Origin of the sequence: Anaerohalosphaera lusitana (assembly GCF_002007645.1) — a bacterium.
GTDB classification, from domain to species: Bacteria; Planctomycetota; Phycisphaerae; order Sedimentisphaerales; family Anaerohalosphaeraceae; genus Anaerohalosphaera; species Anaerohalosphaera lusitana.
Window position 1 is genome coordinate 4,039,719 of record NZ_CP019791.1, and the last position, 15,406, is coordinate 4,055,124.

Sequence of the window (15,406 nt, forward strand, 5' to 3'; positions counted from 1 at the left end):
TTCAAGTCGGATTTAATCGTTCTGTGTTAACAGGTGCCGCACGCTTGCGACGATCAGTAAAGCGGCAGAGAGCGCGACAAGCCATTCACCTGTTCGGCCGTAGAACGTTCCGCCGTTGTGTATGTCTACTGTTGCGACCACATGGCCGGGGCCTTGGTCGAAGTGATCCATGCGGGCGAGCATGTCTCCATCGCTGTTGATGACCGCGCTTTCTCCGTTGGCTGCGCCGCGTACTACTGCGTAGCCGCCCTCGACGGCTCGGGCGATGCTGCTTTGCATGTGGGGCTTTTTGACGCTCTGCCAGTCGGCTGTGGGCAGGACCACGACGCCGACGCCTTGGCGGGCGTAGAAGCGGGTGAGGTCGGTAAAGTTGTCGTCCTGGCAGATCATGCCGCCGACCTTCACTCCGTCAATCTCGATGATCTGCAGATCGCCGGTGCCGGGGATGCCTGGCTCGAAGGGTGTCTGGTAGGTCTTGACATATTCGCAGAGGACCTCGCCGGCCGGGTCGATGAACATGAAGCGGTTGCTGTCGATGCCGGTGTCGTAGTAGCCGACGGCCAGGTAGACGTCGTTGCTGCGGGCAACCTCGGCGAAACGGGCGAGCCATTCAGCGCGGGTATTCTTGTAGATGTAGAATCCCATCTCGCCGGAGACGACCAGGCGGGCGCCCTGCTGGGCGGCTAAGCGTACGCCTGCTGCGTAGATATTTTTGAACGCTTCTTCGGTCTGACAGCCCTGCTCGGCGGCGCTGTCGTTGACCGTCCAGCCGACCGCGCCGATCGTGAACTGATCGACTGGCGGGCGGGTGAGAATAGCTAGGTCGGCAGCGGCGATTACAAGAATGGTCGCTGCAGCGGTCATGGCAAATCGACGTTTGTTCGGTTCGGCGATCATCTTGACGGCCAGACCCGCGAGCAGGCCTTCGATGAACATGATGCCGTGGATGCCCGTCACAGATGTGAACGCGATGAACTCATTGTATAAGGACCAGGGTCGTGCGAAGGACTGTGCCGCACCCCAGATCGGCAGTGCGTGGACAGCGACCCAGTCGAACAGGGCGAACCAGGCAGCGAGCAGGAAGGCAGCGCGTATGCCCTTCTGCCGGAGGGCGAAACCTGAGCCGATGCATAGAACGATCATGAGTATGACCATGTAGGCGAGCAGGATCAGGCTTGTGATGACGTGCATGCGAAGCGCGACGAGCTGCGGGATCGTATACGCCAGACCCGCGTAAAGACCTGCGACGGCGAGCTGTTTTGAGCGGGCCTTTTCAGTTGTCGCCAGGTAGAGCACCGGGAGCATGCCGACCGGGCCGCACCACGCAAAGACGGGCAACACACCCGCGACCCAGAAACCAAGGCCGACAGCCAGACCTGCTAGCCTTAAGGTAAGCTCGGATTTGGGGTCGGGCCTGGAAGTCGGCTGCTGCGTGGATCGAGCGGACTTGACGGCTTTGCTGCCTTGAGCATCTCTTTCGATTGGAGCAGGATTTTCGCTGAGCATTGTACTGTCCTCCAAAAAAACGGCGATCAAATTTTAGGTTCGCTGGTATATAGTTAATATATTAACTGATTGCTCAAAAAATTTTTCTATATGTTCGCCCGCATCTTTTCGAGCATACGCATCAGGTCCTTCTGCTCTGATTTTTTGAGAGTGCCCATGATCCGCTGGACCTCTTTGCCGTACCGGGGTTCGACCTTGTTGAGCAGCTTTCGGCCCAGGCTGGTCAGCTTGACGATATTGAACCGGCGGTCACCCTGCTGAGCGGTACGCTTGACCAGGCCGGCCTTTTCCATTCGGTCGACGAGTGTGGTAACATTCGCGCGGTTGACCAGCATCATTTCGCTCAGACGTGCCTGGCTGAGCCCCTCACCGCCGCCCTGGTTGGCGAGCAGGAGCATGACGTTGAGCTGGACATCGGTTAGGCCGAAGGGTTTGAGAAATTCGGTGGCACGTTTTTTCATCAGCGCAGCAGTGAAGTAAACGTTCAGCAGCACCTCGTGACAGCCGAGCCGAAAATCCTTGTCTAGATTGAGTTCCTGCTTGAGTGTCATATTTTTGTCCGTAGCTTAACAGTTCATATATTAACTATAGCACAGATTCAGCATGCGTCAAGAGGAAAAATGACGGCAGACTAACTAAATCGCCAGGAATGAATCTTCCGGGGCCTGCGAGTCGTTCGCTTTGTCGCGGGCGGTTGGGTTCTGGCCTTGCTGTTTGTCGGCGGGGGTTGGATTATCGGGGTTGGTCCAGTAGGTGTAGATGTTGTCCTGGTCGACGCCGACGGTGGGAGTTTTCTCGAATGAAACGTGCATGTCATTGAAGAGGACATTCTGCCCTTTGCCGTTGTGGTTGCGGGAATTGCCGAGTTGCCATGTGTCCAGGTCTGACGGATCGATCAATTGGGGCGAGTCTGTGCCGGTGGCGGGCGGGAGTATGTCGCCGTTGGCATCGAACCAGGGGGACATGTCCGCAGCGATGGCGTTGTCGGCCGGTGAAGTTTTATGTGCCGGATATTTGCCGTACTGGTTCTGGATAGAATAGCTGACGTGCTCGTAAGGCGTGTCGCCGAAATCCCACATATCGATAAGCTCTGTCGAGCTACCATCGCCATTGAAACGGGTAGCACCAATAACAGCAGGGCAAACTAATGCGGACGGATCCAGATCCATCTCGCGAGTCAGAATGTACCAGCTCGCGGTGAGAGTTCTCGGTGCATGTTCATATTTGTCACCTGGATCGAAAGATGCTTTTGGATCGTCGTAGTCCCACCCCAGCTTCTGTGACCATGGACCATCCCCACCAGCTACAGGGAATTCGTCATTGTTATAGTAAGCATAAGCGGCAAGAGCAGTGCCAACACCTTTAAGATTGTTATAGCACTTAAGCTTGGGTGAATAAACCACAACACACCCAAGGAAGGAAGTCATCATAAAAGAAATTATGATCAATGTTATAACTGTAACAAAAACATCAATTCTTGACAGTTTTGATTGTCCCATGGTCAGCCCTTTCGGCAAACAGCTACACCAATTTGCGGTAGAGAGACTCTATTGTATCGACCATTGTTTCGGGTGCAAATTGTTTTGTTACTTTTTTGCGGGCGTTTTGGCCGAGCTGCCGGCGGAGGTTCGGGTCGGCGATCAGTTCCGCGCAGGCTTCGGTGAGTGCGGGCACGTCTTCGGGGGGGATGAGTCGGCCGGTCTCAGGGGTGACGACCTCTTTTGCGCCGTCGATGTCGAACGAGACGACGGGTTTGCCCGCTAGCATCGCCTGGGGCAGTGCGCGTGCGAGTCCCTCGCGGAGCGAGCAGTGCACGAGAATGTCGGATGCGTGCATGACCATGGGGATGTCGGAGGGGTCGACCATGCCGGCGAATTTGAAACGGTATGAGAGGTTGGCAAGCTGTATCTGCTGCTGGAGGTCGGAGCGGAGGTGGCCGTCGCCGACGAACAGCCAGGTGCAGTCAGGGAAGCGGGAGGCGAGTTTTTTCGCGGATTCGATGATGTATTCGTGGCCCTTGAGCTCTGCAAGGCGGGCGACGGTCGCGAGGACGACGGACTCACTGCTCAGGCCGTACTTGCGGCGGAAATCGGCGATCCGCTGCTGGCCGGGATGTGCGAGATATGCGTCTTCTTCGATGGCGGAATAGGCGGTGGTGTACATATCCGGCGTGCCGAGTTTCGCGGCCAGCGCCTTTTCGCTCATCGTGTCAGCCACGGTGAGCATCGCGTCGGTGCGTTTGGCGGCGGCACGTTCGATGGCGATGTAGAGTGCGTTTAGATGGCCCGCCTGGTAATCGTGGAACGCCAGGCCGTGGATCGTGTGGACGACCTTGGGGAAGCCGGGTTTGCCGAACTTGCCCTTGAGCCTGTGGGCGGCGAAACGTCCGAGGATACCCGCCTTTGCGCTGTGTGTGTGCACGATATCGGGCTTTAGCTCGGTCAGCAGCCGTTTGATCTTCTTATATGCACGGCGGTCCAGCCGGGGTGCGATCTCGCGGCGCATTTCGTCGACGACGATCGTCTCGAAGCCGCTGTTGCGCGTCCAGTCGTAGAGGTGACCCTCGGGGCCGAGTGCGGGCCCGGTGATCAGCGTGACGTCATGGCCGTGCTCGGCAAGAAGCCTGCAGGTGATGAGTGTGTTTTCCTGTGCGCCGCCGAGTATGAGCCTGGTAATTATATGAACGATCTTCATTTGCATTCCGGTAAAGTATCAGTGTGGTTCAGGGTTAATATCGGCAGGTCGGGCGGCGGAAGTACACAAGTTCGCACCTACATATCAAAATCTATTCGCATCAGGCACAGACCCGAGCCGGGAGCGAGCGGGCCGGCCTTGGTGCGGTCGCAGGCGGCGACGATGTCCTTCACGCGGTCGGCCTGCCAGCGTCCCCTGCCGACCTCCACAAGCGTGCCGGCGATGATGCGTACCATATTATAGACGAATCCGTCGCCTTCGACGTCGATGTAGACCCAGTCGCCGTCTTCGGTCACTTCGCAGCGGAAAACCGTGCGCACGTGGTTTTTACGGTGGTCGCCGGATGACGAGAACGACTTGAAATCATTCTTGCCGACGATGTGTTCCGCGGCAGCGTTCATCGCATCGATGTCCAGGTCCGCATGGTAGTGCCAGCAGTGCTTGATGTGCAGCACCGGACGGACGGAGCCTGTATAGATAGTGTATCGGTAATGCTTGCGGACGGCGTTTGTGATGGCTGAGAACTTATCCGGCGCGTCGACCGCTTCGAGGATCGCGATGTCATCGGGCAGGATATTGTTCAGCGCCCGGCGGAAATTGGCGGTCGGCACGACGGTGTCGATCTTCATGTTGGCGACCTGGCCCAGCGCGGATACGCCCGCGTCGGTGCGGGATGCCCCCACCAGGTGTACGCGGACATCCTCGCCGACAAGCTTTTTGATGGCCCGCTGGCAGGTATCCTGTACGGTGGCGGCGCCCGGCTGTTTCGCCCAGCCGTGATAGGCGCTGCCGTCGTACTGGATCACTAATTTGACATTCCGCTTGGCCATGGCTGCATCTGGAGGGGTTTAGAGCAGTTTTTCCGCGATCTGGACGGCGTTGAGGGCTGCGCCCTTGCGGATCTGATCGCCCGCGACCCAGATATTGATGCCGCAATTGTCCGGCACCGACTCGTCCTGGCGGATGCGTCCGACGAATACGTCGTCCTTGCCGCTGGCGTCGGTGGGCATGGGATGGCGGTTGTTTTCGGGATCGTCCATAACCGTAACGCCCGGTGCGGTCGAGAGCAGTTCGCGAACCTCGTCGGGGGTGATGGGACTCTCGAATTCGAGGTTGATGCTTTCGCAGTGTGCACGCAGGGTCGGGATACGCACGCAGGTGGCGCTGATGCCGATGTCCGGGCAGTCGAAGATCTTGCGTGTTTCGTTGACCATCTTCATTTCCTCAGCGTTATAGCCGTTGGGCGCGGTCTGCGAATCGTGGTTGTAGCAGTTGAACGCGAGCTGATACTTGAGAGCGTCGCAGGTGACTTCTTCGCCGTTGAGGACCTGGCGGGCCTGCTGTTCGAGCTCACGCATCGCTGCCATACCCGCACCGCTCGCTGCCTGGTAAGTGCTTACGACCATGCGTTTTACGGGGTTGGCCTTGTGCAGGGGCCAGACCGGCACGATAGCGATGATGGTCGAGCAGTTCGGGTTCGCTATGATGCCCTTGTGCTGTTTCATCGCTTCTGCGTTGATCTCGGGCACCACCAGCGGCACTTCCGGATCCATACGGTATGCCGAGGAATTGTCGACAACGACAGCGCCTGCCTTTACCGCTGCCGGGCCGAATTCCTTCGTCCGCGAGCCGCCGCACGAGAACAGCGCGATGTCAACGTCGCCGAAACTGTCCTCGGTGAGCTCTTCAATCGTATATTCTTTGCCCTTAAACGTGACCTTTTTGCCCGCTGAGCGTTTGCTCGCCAGCATCTTGATCGAATCGAAGGCGAAATCGCGTTGGTCGAGTATCTGCAGGAATTCCTGACCGACAGCGCCGGTGACACCTGCTATAGCTAATCTTTTACCCATTTTTGTACTTTCTCCTTAGTTGTTGCCAGATATTTTAGCGCAATTCAACCGTTTGGAAGATTACGCGAATAATAAGGGGTCCCTAAAGCCTTGAAACGGCTTCAAGTCATGCAGTATAGTCGTATATCGTATTTATTGCAAGATGTTCGGCGATTTTTGCCCGTTTTGCCGGCTCAGAACAGCTCAGCGACCGAAGATCGAGGGCACGGCAGCAAGGCATGCCGCAGCAAGTAAGTGCTTGTCTTAAAACGACTTAGGTCATTACGGATTCTCGCGTATCGGTGCCATCCGCCAGGCCTTGCTGTTCGGGTCGGTCAATGGCGGGTGCAGGGTCCAGGATACGACGCGGTTCATGTTGAACAGTACACCTCCGCCGCCGGGACCTGTGGCATGGAAGCCGGTGATGTCACGCAGGGTTTTCGGGATCTGCATGCGTTCTGCGGGCATCAGTGTTTCGGATTCGGCCCGGAGGAACCAGTGCCTGCCGCCTTCGATGACAAGTTCGAGAAACAGCGGGATCGGCTTGCCTGCCTGGTTGGAATCGAGTATCTGCCGTACACGGGGAAGCTCATCGGTGGCGGCCTTGATGAACAGATTGCGGTTGAGTATCTTTGCACTGGAGAAGTGGATCGGGTAAGGCCAGTCCAGCTTTATCGGCGTCTCAAAAACCATAAAAGCGACCGCATCGAGCAGTATACTGCTCTGCGAAGCGTTGCCGAACAGGCTGACTTCCTTGCGTTCCGAGAAGAATTTCTGCGGATTTATGGACTGGATAACGTTTCGGGCGTCCTCTTCGGAATGTGCCCGGAAACGCAACTGTCGGCCGTTGACCATGTTGAAAACGACTTCCAGAGCTGACTGCTTACTCATCACAAACTCCTTTTACATAACTATTCCTTATCTGCATTCTACCCGGCAACGCGGTATTTGGCAATTAAATTAAGACGATGTTAATCTTAGCGGGCGAATATAGCAGGACTTTTAGCCTTTTTGCAGGTGTATTGTTTCGTATAAGCATTTGCGGGTTATAATTGGGTAAGGTTAAATTGAGAACTGTAATGATGGAGGCACAAATGGCATTCACACTTGAACTGGGATCGAAGGCACCTGATTTTTCGCTTTGCGCTACCGACGGAAACTCGTATTCGCTGAACGACTTCGCGGATGCAAAAGTTCTGGTGATCTTCTTCACCTGCAATCACTGCCCGTATGTGATCGGCTCGGATGAGGTTACCAGGCAGACCGCTGAGAAGTATATGCCCGAGGGCGTGAAATTCGTCGCGATCAATTCCAACAGCCCGAATACGTATGAAGAGGATTCGTACGAGCACATGGTCGAGCGGATGCAGGAAAAGAAATTTCCGTGGACGTATCTGCACGACCGCACGCAGGAGGTCGCGAAGACCTACGGAGCCCTTCGCACGCCGCACTTTTTCGTGTTCGACCAGGAGCGCAAGCTGGTCTATTGCGGCAGAGGTGTGGACAATCCGAAGGACACGGACAAGATGACGGATAACGATCTGGACAACGCTCTGGCGGATGTGACCGCAGGTCGGGATGTGCGCAAGCCGCTGACGAATCCCATCGGGTGTAATGTCAAGTGGGAAGGCAAGGACGCGCACTGGATGCCCGCCGACGCGTGTGATCTGATATAGGCCCGACAAACCGCGAAGGAGAACACAATGGCCGCTGCGATAGTACTGCCGAATCAGCTTTTTGAGGATACTGAAGCGATCGAAAAGGCTGAGAAGGTGTATTTGCTGGAAGAGGAACGGTACTTTCGCGATTTTGCCTTTCATAAGAAAAAACTGCTGCTGCATCGGGCTAGCATGAAGGCGTATGAGGCCTTTCTGCGGGGTAAGGGGTTTGCGGTTGAATATCGTGACATCGGCAAGGGCGCGAATGTGGAGGATGTGCTGCGGTCGGCAGGCGAGGACGAGTTTTTCACGTATGACCCGGTCGATCAACAGCTTCGTGGGAGCATGGAAAAGACCGCTGGAAAAGCGGGGGTCAAGCTGCACTTCGCTCGGTCGCTGCTGTTTATCAACGGCACGGACGAACTGCGGGACTTCTTTGGCGATTCTCGTGACCACTATTCGATGGCCGGCTTCTACTCACACCAGCGGAAGAAAATGGGCGTGCTGGTGAAAGACGGCAAGCCGGTAGGCGGCAAGTGGAGCTTTGATCCGGAAAACCGCGAGAAGCTGCCTGCGAATATCGAACTGCCGAACGTGCGAAAGGCGAAAGCGAATGACTACGTCAAAGAAGCCGCTGATTATGTGAACAAGCGATTTGGCGGCAACCCGGGTGAGACGGACGGCTTTGTTTTTCCTGTCACGCATCGGGCGGCCGGGACATGGCTGAAACATTTCCTCGAGGATCGGCTGGCGGACTTCGGCAGATACGAGGACAGCATCGCGCGGGATGAGGTGTTCATCTTTCACTCCGCCCTGTCGCCCATGATCAATGCCGGGCTGATCACGCCGGGTGAAGTGGTCGGGGCAACGCTGAATCATGCTGATGATCACAAGATCCCGCTCAACAGCCTGGAGGGTTTTATCAGGCAGATAATCGGTTGGCGGGAGTTCATGCGGGCGGTCTACGAACTCGAACCCGAGAGAGAGCGGGACAACTTCTTCGACTTCTCCAACGCCCTGCCCGACAAGCTATACAACGGCAGGACGGGCGTAGATCCGGTAGATACTGTGATCGCACGGGTTTTCGAAAACGCCTACTGCCATCACATCGAAAGGCTCATGGTGATCGACAATTTCATGCTGCTGTGCGAGATTCGTCCGGATGAAGTGTATCGCTGGTTCATGGAGATGTTCATCGACGCTTATGACTGGGTGATGGTGCCGAACGTCTTTGGCATGAGCCAGTACGCCGACGGTGGGCTGATCACGACCAAGCCCTACATAAGCTCATCGAACTATATCCGTAAAATGAGCGATTTTGACAAGGGCTCCTGGTGCGATATCTGGGACGGGCTGTACTGGCGATTCATCAACAGACACCGCAAGGTCTTCGCGAACAACCCGCGTATGAAGGTAATGACGAAACAGTTGGACCGCATGGGCAAAGACAAGCTCAAAAAACGAATCGAACCCGCTGAAGAGTTTCTTAAAGAACTTTTCGCCTAGAATTGAGAGGAAAATAAAATGAAATTCACAGGTCACGAAATAGAACTGGCCCGGCAGATCAAAGAGGCCGGGATCGAATGGACGCCCGAGGTGGGACAGTACGTGTTCGACACACACGGCATCATCGACAAGCCGTCGCCCTTCCAGGACCACGTCTACTTCATACTGAGCATGTCGCAGTTCGTACGGATATTCGGTTCGGCCGAAGAGATCGCGGCCAACTGCGTCTGGCTGCCCACGTGGGAGCAGTGCAGGCAGATCCTCGAAAGGCGGGGCGTGACCAACGAGCAGCTCATGGAAAATCTACGGCGGTCCCAGGCGATCGAAAAGGGAAACGAACGCACAGTTCTCTACGAACTGATACTGCAGAGCTGTCGCGCAAAGGTCGGAGGCTGAGCTTGTCCACCTACGGCCAGATAGCATTGCCGTTAAGCCTTTTGGGCGTGTTCGTGATCCTGCTGACGGCGGAATGGAAGTTTCCGCTGCGCAAGCGAAAAGATGCCTTCAAAAGCAGGTTCCTCGTAAATGTGCTGATATCCGTACTGGCGCTGTTGACGGGCGCATTGCTCGTAAGGACCACAGCCTTCAACCTCACCGGTTGGGTCGAGGGGAAAAGATACGGACTGATCGGTCTGCTCGGACTCGGGCCGGCGGCAAGTTTTGCGGTCGGCTTTCTGCTGATGGACCTGACGTTTTACTACTGGCACCGTGCGACGCATAAGTTCGCATTTCTCTGGCGGTTTCATCAGGTGCATCACATCGACCTGGACATGGACGTGACCACCTCGTTCAGGTTCCACCCGGGCGAAGTCGCCTTGAGCGTGCCGTTCCGATGCGCACAAGCGGTCCTGCTGGGTGTAGGACCGGCGACATGGGTGATTTACGTAGGATGCTTCCAGGCCGCGACGATGTTCCACCACAGCAATCTCCGCCTGCCGATACGTCTGGAACGGATCGTGAACAAGGTCATCGTAACGCCCCGTATGCACGGCATCCACCACTCAACGCGGCGCAAAGAGGTCAACAGCAACTACTCCACGATCTTCCGCTGGTGGGATCAACTGAACCGCTCACTGCTGCTGAACGTCCCGCAGAACAGCATCAACATCGGCGTAGTGGGCTACCTGGACCGGACCAGCAACCGCAGCAGCAGGCTCTTAACAATGCCCTTTCAAAAAACACCGCTGCCAAAGAAAACAAAAAAAACTGATCAGAACAAAACCCAACCTGAGCAGACGCCTAAGTATCGAAACATCCTGATGCAATGAGCAACACGCCGTCATGCGAAATAATTCTTTGTCTTTAGAGCGCCGAGCTATTATATTCAGACGTTTTGAGCACTGAATTTCGAACGGTTTTCTGACTATAATGAGAATACTTGCACTGGAAAGTTATTACGGCGGCAGCCACAAGGCGTTCCTCGACGGCTGGATCAGCAGAAGCAGGCACGACTGGACGCTGCTTACTCTGCCGCCCAGCAAATGGAAATGGCGTATGCGCCACAGCGCGATCACATTCGCCGAAAGAGTGAACGCCCTGGCTGAGTCGGGCGGCGGGTGGGATGCGATATTCTGCTCGGACATGCTGAACCTGGCGGAATTTGTCGGCCTGCTGCGGCCCGAGCTCCAGCGACTGCCGCGAATCGCATACTTCCACGAAAACCAGCTCACATACCCCGTGCGTTTCGAATCGGAACGGGACTACAATTACGTAATGACGAACGCGACGACCGCACTGTGCGCCGACGCGGTCTGGTTCAACACGCACTTCCACCGCGACGAATTCATCGACGAAATGCGAAAATTCATGAAACGCATGCCGGATGAAAAACCCATTAAGCCGTTGGACGCGATACCGCCGAAATCGCAGGTGAAGACGCCCGGCATAGGCGTGCCGTCACCGGTAAAAAACGAACGCAAACCCGGACCCCTGCGTATCCTCTGGGCGGCAAGGTGGGAGCACGACAAGAACCCCGAGGACTTCTTCGCGGCCATGACGAAACTGAAAAAACGCGGCACGGACTTCCGCCTCTCCGTCATAGGCGAGCAGTTCCGCGACATGCCGGAAGTTTTCGAACACGCCAAAACCGAATTCGCCGACCGCATCGACCGCTGGGGCTACCAGCCCAGCAGAGGCGAATACATCGAAGCGCTGCACGAAGCCGACGTCGTAGTCTCGACCGCGGATCACGAATTCTTCGGCATCAGCATGGTCGAGGCGATCGCATGCGGAGCGTATCCGGTCCTGCCCGATCGCCTGGCGTATCCGGAAGTCGTCAGCACGATCGAGACCTTCGGGCAGGACGACTTTCTCTACGACGGCAAGGTCGCCAGCCTTGTCGCGGCACTTGACAGACTCGCCTGGCGTATCAAAGAAGACAACCTGTGGCTCGGCAACCCCCACCGCGGCATAACAGCCATGCAGCGGTTCGCATGGGACAAACGCGCAACAGCGATGGACGACGCGGTCGACGAAATGATCAGCAAGAACTGAGGTTTATAAAACATGACAACCAACAGCAAAAACAAAGCCGAGCTGCTCGCACCGGCAGGCAATCTCGAAAAGCTCAAGTGGGCGTGCGAGTACGGCGCGGACGCGGTATACTTCGGCACCGAGTTCGGATCGCTGCGGAGTTTCGCGGGCAATTTTTCGTTCGAAGACGCCAACTCCGGCCTGCAGTATCTGCACGACCGCGGCAAGCGGGGATACATAACGCTCAACATCTATCCGTTCTCGGACGAGTACGAACGCATCATCGACACCGCCCGCAAGCTCGACGAAATGAACGCGGACGCGCTGATCGTAGCGGACCTGGGCGTCTTCGCGGAACTGCGAAAGCTCGGCCTCAACGCCGACCTGCACATCAGCACCCAGGCGAACACGGTCAGCGCCCAGACCGCACTAGCATACGCCGAGCTCGGAGCAAAACGCGTCAACCTCGCCCGCGAACTGTCATGCGAACAGATCATCGACCTCAACGATCGGACCGCCGGCAAGATCGAGACCGAAGTCTTCATCCACGGCTCGGTGTGCTTTTCATACTCCGGCAGATGCGCGATCAGCGACTACCTCACCGGCTTCGCGGCCAATCGCGGCGAGTGCAAGCATCCGTGCCGCTGGCAGTACGCCCTGGTCGAAGAGAAACGCCCCGGCGAGTACATGCCCGTCTACGAAGACGAACGCGGCCTGTACTTCTTCAACAGCAAGGAGCTGGCGTTGTTCGAATACGTCCACCAGCTCGCCGACGCAGGCGTAGCGTCGTTCAAGATCGAAGGCCGAATGAAGGCCATACATTACATCGCAACCGTCGTATCGTTCTATCGCCAGGTACTCGACGGCCGAACATTCACGTGGCAAGAGGGCATGGAGCTGCTCGGCCGAGTGCCGAATCGCGGTTACAGCCGGGGCTTTATGAAAGGCGGGATCACGCCCGACGATTACTCCGTCGGTCAGAGCCTCTCGCAGGCGAATTCGCGTTTTGTAGCGAACGCGCTGCACGAAAAGAAGGACGGCAAAACGGTTCTGGAAGTCCGCAACAAGGTCCATGCGGGCGATGAACTGGAAGTGCTGCGACCGGACGGAACGCTGTCAAAACTAAAGCTGCCCGCCCCCCTGCTGACGAGCCGAGGCGAGAAGGTCGAATTCGCCAACAACAGCCAGTTCGTACTTATCGACGCTGAGCTGCCGGCCTATTCGATACTCCGCCGGATCGAGAACTGTCGGGCCTAGGATTTGTAAGTATTGAAGCTGCGCATCTCGTCGAGCGATTTGCGTTTCTTGGGTCTGACCTCCTCCTTTGCCGGATAGCCGACAGTGATGATCAGTTCGACCGTGCGATCCTTCGGCACGTTCAGCAGCTCCTTGACGGGCTTTTCGGCGAACCAGCCCAGCATACACGTCCCGAGCCCCTGCTCAGCCGCCGCCAAACAGAAATGCTCGGCCGCGATCGCTACGTCCATCAGCTCGAATCGCTTCTTCTTGACCACGCTGCCTATCTTCGAAGTCAGGTTCGGCTTTTCCGCGACGAGCACAACCATCGCGGGTGCCTTAAGCGAAAAATGATTGAACGAAATAACCTTGCCGAAACACGCCTTCGCGACCTTCTCCTTTAGCTCGGGCTCGTCCACAACGACAAATTGCCAGGGCTGAGAATTGCACGCGGACGGAGCAAGACGAGCCGCTTCCAGGCAGTACTCCAGTTTCTCACGTTCGACAGGGTCGGTCTTGTAGGAGCGTACGCTCTGCCTTGTTTTGGCCAGTTCGAGAAATGCCATGCTGCTCCTTCCGTTTGGAATTCGCGGGATCTATTCGTAACGCAGATCAATAAACTTGTTGCCTTCCAGCGTCATCTGCCGCAGTTGGTAAACTTCGTACAGCGCGGTGAGCTTCTTGACATAGCCGGGCTCAAAATTGCTCTCCCCCTCGCCGACCGGGGCTCCCCAGTTGACCGCGATGCCGTCCTCAGAATACAGCACGATCCGCGGAGCATCACGGTGTCCCGCATAGTTCGAAACGTCGATACTGACGATCTCGTGCAGCAGAGGATTCTGCGGGCATATCTTTTTGTCCATTATACGCAGAAGCTCGATTATCCGCACCGCAGCCCCAACCTGTCTGCTCTGCAGGACCTCTCCGGCTTTCGGCCTGCCGACCGCGTCAAATCCGGTAATGTTGACGGAATGAATGCTGTCTATGGACACGTAAGGCAGAAGATAAAGCTTCCGCTGCTCCTTGGGAACCGTTTCATCCTGCCATGCGAGGTGAAACTGCTTGCCGCGAATTTCGACTATTGCCAACGGCTTGCGGTAATCCGCCGTAACCTGAACGGACTCGTTCGTCATCACGGCCTTTACGTTATACAGCCACGGCAGGTCCTCCAGAGCAAGACCGATCGCTTCTGCGGTGTTTGCGTTTAGCTTGAAGTTGCGTCCGCCGAGTTTATCGGTGACCGCCGTTTTGATCGCGGGAGTTGTCGCGAACCAGTCGGGCGAATCCAGCTTGATCGGTCCCGCTTTTTCCGCTACCGGCGAGACTTGCTTGACATAACGCTCCAGAACGACAAAGCCCACTGCTATACCCGCAAACAGCGCCAGGCCGAACAGCATCGCAAAACCCATCTTCAGCCTGTAGACGGTGCGTTCCCGCGATTCCTTTTTCTCGGCCTTGGTCTTGCGTTTCTTACGCTTTTTCTGCGAACCAACACCGATAAACCCAAACAGGCCGCCGCTTTTATTCTGTTTTTTCTTTTTTCTCTTCGCCACTTACATCAACTCTCTCGATGATCACGTATTGCCGCTTCAACGATCCTCGTGCACAGCTCGGGAGCGGATATGCCCGCCTTGCGTGCCGCCATCGGCACGAGCGAATGACTGGTAAAGCCCGGCAGCGTATTTATCTCCAGAAAGTACGGAGTGCCGTCCTCGCTGAGGATAAAATCGATCCGCCCCCAGTGCCGACAGCCTACCGCATCGAAGCACTGCAGAGCCATATCGCTTATCCGCGACACGAGGGCCTGATCTGCGATCGTATCGAACAGGTACTCAGTCGCATTATCGACATATTTCGCGTTGAAGTCATAAAAACCGGTCTTGCTTCTTATCTCGATTATCGGCAGGGCCTGCCCGTCAAGCACAGCGACCGTCAGTTCCCGGCCCGAAATAAACTTCTCGACCATGCAGTTACCGTACTCCGCCAGCGTTTTCAGTGCACACCTGCACGCACTGTCAAGCCCCTGCACCACAGTTACACCCACGCTGCTGCCCTGCAGCGGCGGTTTGACGACGAATTTATCGCCCATCGAAGCGAGCATGTTTCGGACATCGTCTTCACCAGTGTCAGACGTCAGTTCGACATGCCCAGCCAGCGGCACATCCGTCTTCGACTCGACAGCCTTCTTGCACGCCACCTTGTCCATCGCGATCCTGCTTGCGTCCGGACCCGAACCTGTAAAGCACAAACCGCGGTCGGTAAGTATCTGCTGCAACTGGCCGTCCTCGCCCCACTCGCCGTGCAGTATCGGAAAGAAAACGTCGACGGACTCATCGTCCAGAATGGAAAGCCGGTCCGGCGCGACGTCGAATTCCACCACGTCCAAACCTGCTTCAGCGAGTGATCCGGCGACCGTCGAACCGCTTTCGAGGCTTATCTCCCGCTCGCTGCTTATCCCGCCCATCAGCACCGCGACTTTGAGATTTTCCAAACTTGGCGACAAAT

The 15,406-nt window shown here is 56.4% G+C and carries 16 protein-coding genes; 6 read left to right on the forward strand and 10 right to left on the reverse strand.

Annotation, left to right across the window (positions count from 1 at the left end):
- Window positions 1-12: 12 nt before the first annotated feature.
- From STSP2_RS16405 to STSP2_RS16435, 7 genes are all read right to left on the reverse strand, one after another.
- A complete protein-coding gene (locus STSP2_RS16405; protein WP_169853295.1) occupies window positions 13-1,506 on the reverse strand; it encodes a carbon-nitrogen hydrolase family protein in 1,494 nt (497 codons plus the stop codon).
- 86 nt (window positions 1,507-1,592) lie between these two features.
- Window positions 1,593-2,057, reverse strand: a complete 465-nt coding sequence (locus STSP2_RS16410; protein WP_146663799.1) for a MarR family winged helix-turn-helix transcriptional regulator — start codon at window positions 2,055-2,057, stop codon at window positions 1,593-1,595.
- An 84-nt stretch (window positions 2,058-2,141) separates the two neighbouring features.
- A complete protein-coding gene (locus tag STSP2_RS16415; protein ID WP_169853296.1) occupies window positions 2,142-3,005 on the reverse strand; it encodes a hypothetical protein in 864 nt (287 codons plus the stop codon).
- A 22-nt stretch (window positions 3,006-3,027) separates the two neighbouring features.
- Window positions 3,028-4,200: a glycosyltransferase family 4 protein gene (locus STSP2_RS16420; protein WP_169853297.1), complete on the reverse strand. Its 1,173-nt coding sequence runs from the start codon at window positions 4,198-4,200 to the stop codon at window positions 3,028-3,030.
- 77 nt (window positions 4,201-4,277) lie between these two features.
- Complete coding sequence (gene truA / locus STSP2_RS16425) at window positions 4,278-5,030, reverse strand: tRNA pseudouridine(38-40) synthase TruA (RefSeq protein ID WP_146663802.1); 753 nt, start codon at window positions 5,028-5,030, stop codon at window positions 4,278-4,280.
- A gap of 18 nt (window positions 5,031-5,048) precedes the next feature.
- Complete coding sequence (locus STSP2_RS16430) at window positions 5,049-6,050, reverse strand: aspartate-semialdehyde dehydrogenase (protein WP_146663803.1); 1,002 nt, start codon at window positions 6,048-6,050, stop codon at window positions 5,049-5,051.
- A 261-nt stretch (window positions 6,051-6,311) separates the two neighbouring features.
- Window positions 6,312-6,920, reverse strand: coding sequence for a hypothetical protein (locus STSP2_RS16435; protein WP_146663804.1), 609 nt, complete (start codon window positions 6,918-6,920; stop codon window positions 6,312-6,314).
- Window positions 6,921-7,123: 203 nt separating this feature from the next.
- Here STSP2_RS16435 and STSP2_RS16440 point away from each other — a divergent pair, with 203 nt between their 5' ends.
- The 6 genes from STSP2_RS16440 to STSP2_RS16460 all read left to right on the forward strand — a co-directional run bounded on the left by STSP2_RS16440 (window position 7,124) and on the right by STSP2_RS16460 (window position 12,922).
- Window positions 7,124-7,705, forward strand: coding sequence for a thioredoxin family protein (locus STSP2_RS16440; RefSeq protein ID WP_146663805.1), 582 nt, complete (start codon window positions 7,124-7,126; stop codon window positions 7,703-7,705).
- A gap of 27 nt (window positions 7,706-7,732) precedes the next feature.
- Window positions 7,733-9,193 carry a cryptochrome/photolyase family protein gene (locus STSP2_RS16445; RefSeq protein ID WP_146663806.1) on the forward strand — a complete coding sequence of 487 codons (1,461 nt, stop codon included), beginning with the start codon at window positions 7,733-7,735 and terminating at the stop codon, window positions 9,191-9,193.
- Between the two features lie 18 nt (window positions 9,194-9,211).
- Window positions 9,212-9,589: a hypothetical protein gene (locus STSP2_RS17425; protein WP_169853298.1), complete on the forward strand. Its 378-nt coding sequence runs from the start codon at window positions 9,212-9,214 to the stop codon at window positions 9,587-9,589.
- Between the two features lie 2 nt (window positions 9,590-9,591).
- Window positions 9,592-10,461 carry a sterol desaturase family protein gene (locus tag STSP2_RS16450; protein ID WP_169853299.1) on the forward strand — a complete coding sequence of 290 codons (870 nt, stop codon included), beginning with the start codon at window positions 9,592-9,594 and terminating at the stop codon, window positions 10,459-10,461.
- Between the two features lie 100 nt (window positions 10,462-10,561).
- Window positions 10,562-11,686 (forward strand): tRNA-queuosine alpha-mannosyltransferase domain-containing protein, encoded by a 1,125-nt coding sequence (locus tag STSP2_RS16455; RefSeq protein WP_146663808.1) that lies wholly within the window; start codon window positions 10,562-10,564, stop codon window positions 11,684-11,686.
- 12 nt (window positions 11,687-11,698) lie between these two features.
- Entirely contained in the window at window positions 11,699-12,922 is a 1,224-nt protein-coding gene (locus STSP2_RS16460) for a peptidase U32 family protein (protein ID WP_146663809.1), read from the forward strand.
- On the opposite strand, the gene STSP2_RS16465 is transcribed toward STSP2_RS16460, so the two are convergent.
- From STSP2_RS16465 to STSP2_RS16475, 3 genes are read right to left on the reverse strand one after another with little or no spacing between them, the layout of a single operon-like run.
- On the reverse strand, window positions 12,919-13,467 hold the full coding sequence (locus tag STSP2_RS16465) for a nitroreductase family protein (protein ID WP_146663810.1): 549 nt from the start codon (window positions 13,465-13,467) through the stop codon (window positions 12,919-12,921). The genes STSP2_RS16460 and STSP2_RS16465 overlap by 4 nt on opposite strands.
- A 30-nt stretch (window positions 13,468-13,497) precedes the next feature.
- Window positions 13,498-14,454, reverse strand: coding sequence for a hypothetical protein (locus tag STSP2_RS16470; protein ID WP_146663811.1), 957 nt, complete (start codon window positions 14,452-14,454; stop codon window positions 13,498-13,500).
- Between the two features lie 5 nt (window positions 14,455-14,459).
- Window positions 14,460-15,404, reverse strand: coding sequence for a D-alanine--D-alanine ligase (locus STSP2_RS16475; RefSeq protein ID WP_146663812.1), 945 nt, complete (start codon window positions 15,402-15,404; stop codon window positions 14,460-14,462).
- Between the last annotated feature and the right edge of the window lie 2 nt (window positions 15,405-15,406).

Excerpts from the sequence above, each read along its gene's own strand:
- STSP2_RS16405 (WP_169853295.1), bottom strand. The coding sequence starts at position 1,506 with ATGCTCAGCGAAAATCCTGCTCCAATCGAAAGAGATGCTCAAGGCAGC.
- STSP2_RS16410 (WP_146663799.1), bottom strand. The coding sequence starts at position 2,057 with ATGACACTCAAGCAGGAACTCAATCTAGACAAGGATTTTCGGCTCGGC.
- STSP2_RS16415 (WP_169853296.1), bottom strand. The coding sequence starts at position 3,005 with ATGGGACAATCAAAACTGTCAAGAATTGATGTTTTTGTTACAGTTATA.
- STSP2_RS16420 (WP_169853297.1), bottom strand. The coding sequence starts at position 4,200 with ATGAAGATCGTTCATATAATTACCAGGCTCATACTCGGCGGCGCACAG.
- truA (WP_146663802.1), bottom strand. The coding sequence starts at position 5,030 with ATGGCCAAGCGGAATGTCAAATTAGTGATCCAGTACGACGGCAGCGCC.
- STSP2_RS16430 (WP_146663803.1), bottom strand. The coding sequence starts at position 6,050 with ATGGGTAAAAGATTAGCTATAGCAGGTGTCACCGGCGCTGTCGGTCAG.
- STSP2_RS16435 (WP_146663804.1), bottom strand. The coding sequence starts at position 6,920 with ATGAGTAAGCAGTCAGCTCTGGAAGTCGTTTTCAACATGGTCAACGGC.
- STSP2_RS16440 (WP_146663805.1), top strand. The coding sequence starts at position 7,124 with ATGGCATTCACACTTGAACTGGGATCGAAGGCACCTGATTTTTCGCTT.
- STSP2_RS16445 (WP_146663806.1), top strand. The coding sequence starts at position 7,733 with ATGGCCGCTGCGATAGTACTGCCGAATCAGCTTTTTGAGGATACTGAA.
- STSP2_RS17425 (WP_169853298.1), top strand. The coding sequence starts at position 9,212 with ATGAAATTCACAGGTCACGAAATAGAACTGGCCCGGCAGATCAAAGAG.
- STSP2_RS16455 (WP_146663808.1), top strand. The coding sequence starts at position 10,562 with ATGAGAATACTTGCACTGGAAAGTTATTACGGCGGCAGCCACAAGGCG.
- STSP2_RS16460 (WP_146663809.1), top strand. The coding sequence starts at position 11,699 with ATGACAACCAACAGCAAAAACAAAGCCGAGCTGCTCGCACCGGCAGGC.
- STSP2_RS16465 (WP_146663810.1), bottom strand. The coding sequence starts at position 13,467 with ATGGCATTTCTCGAACTGGCCAAAACAAGGCAGAGCGTACGCTCCTAC.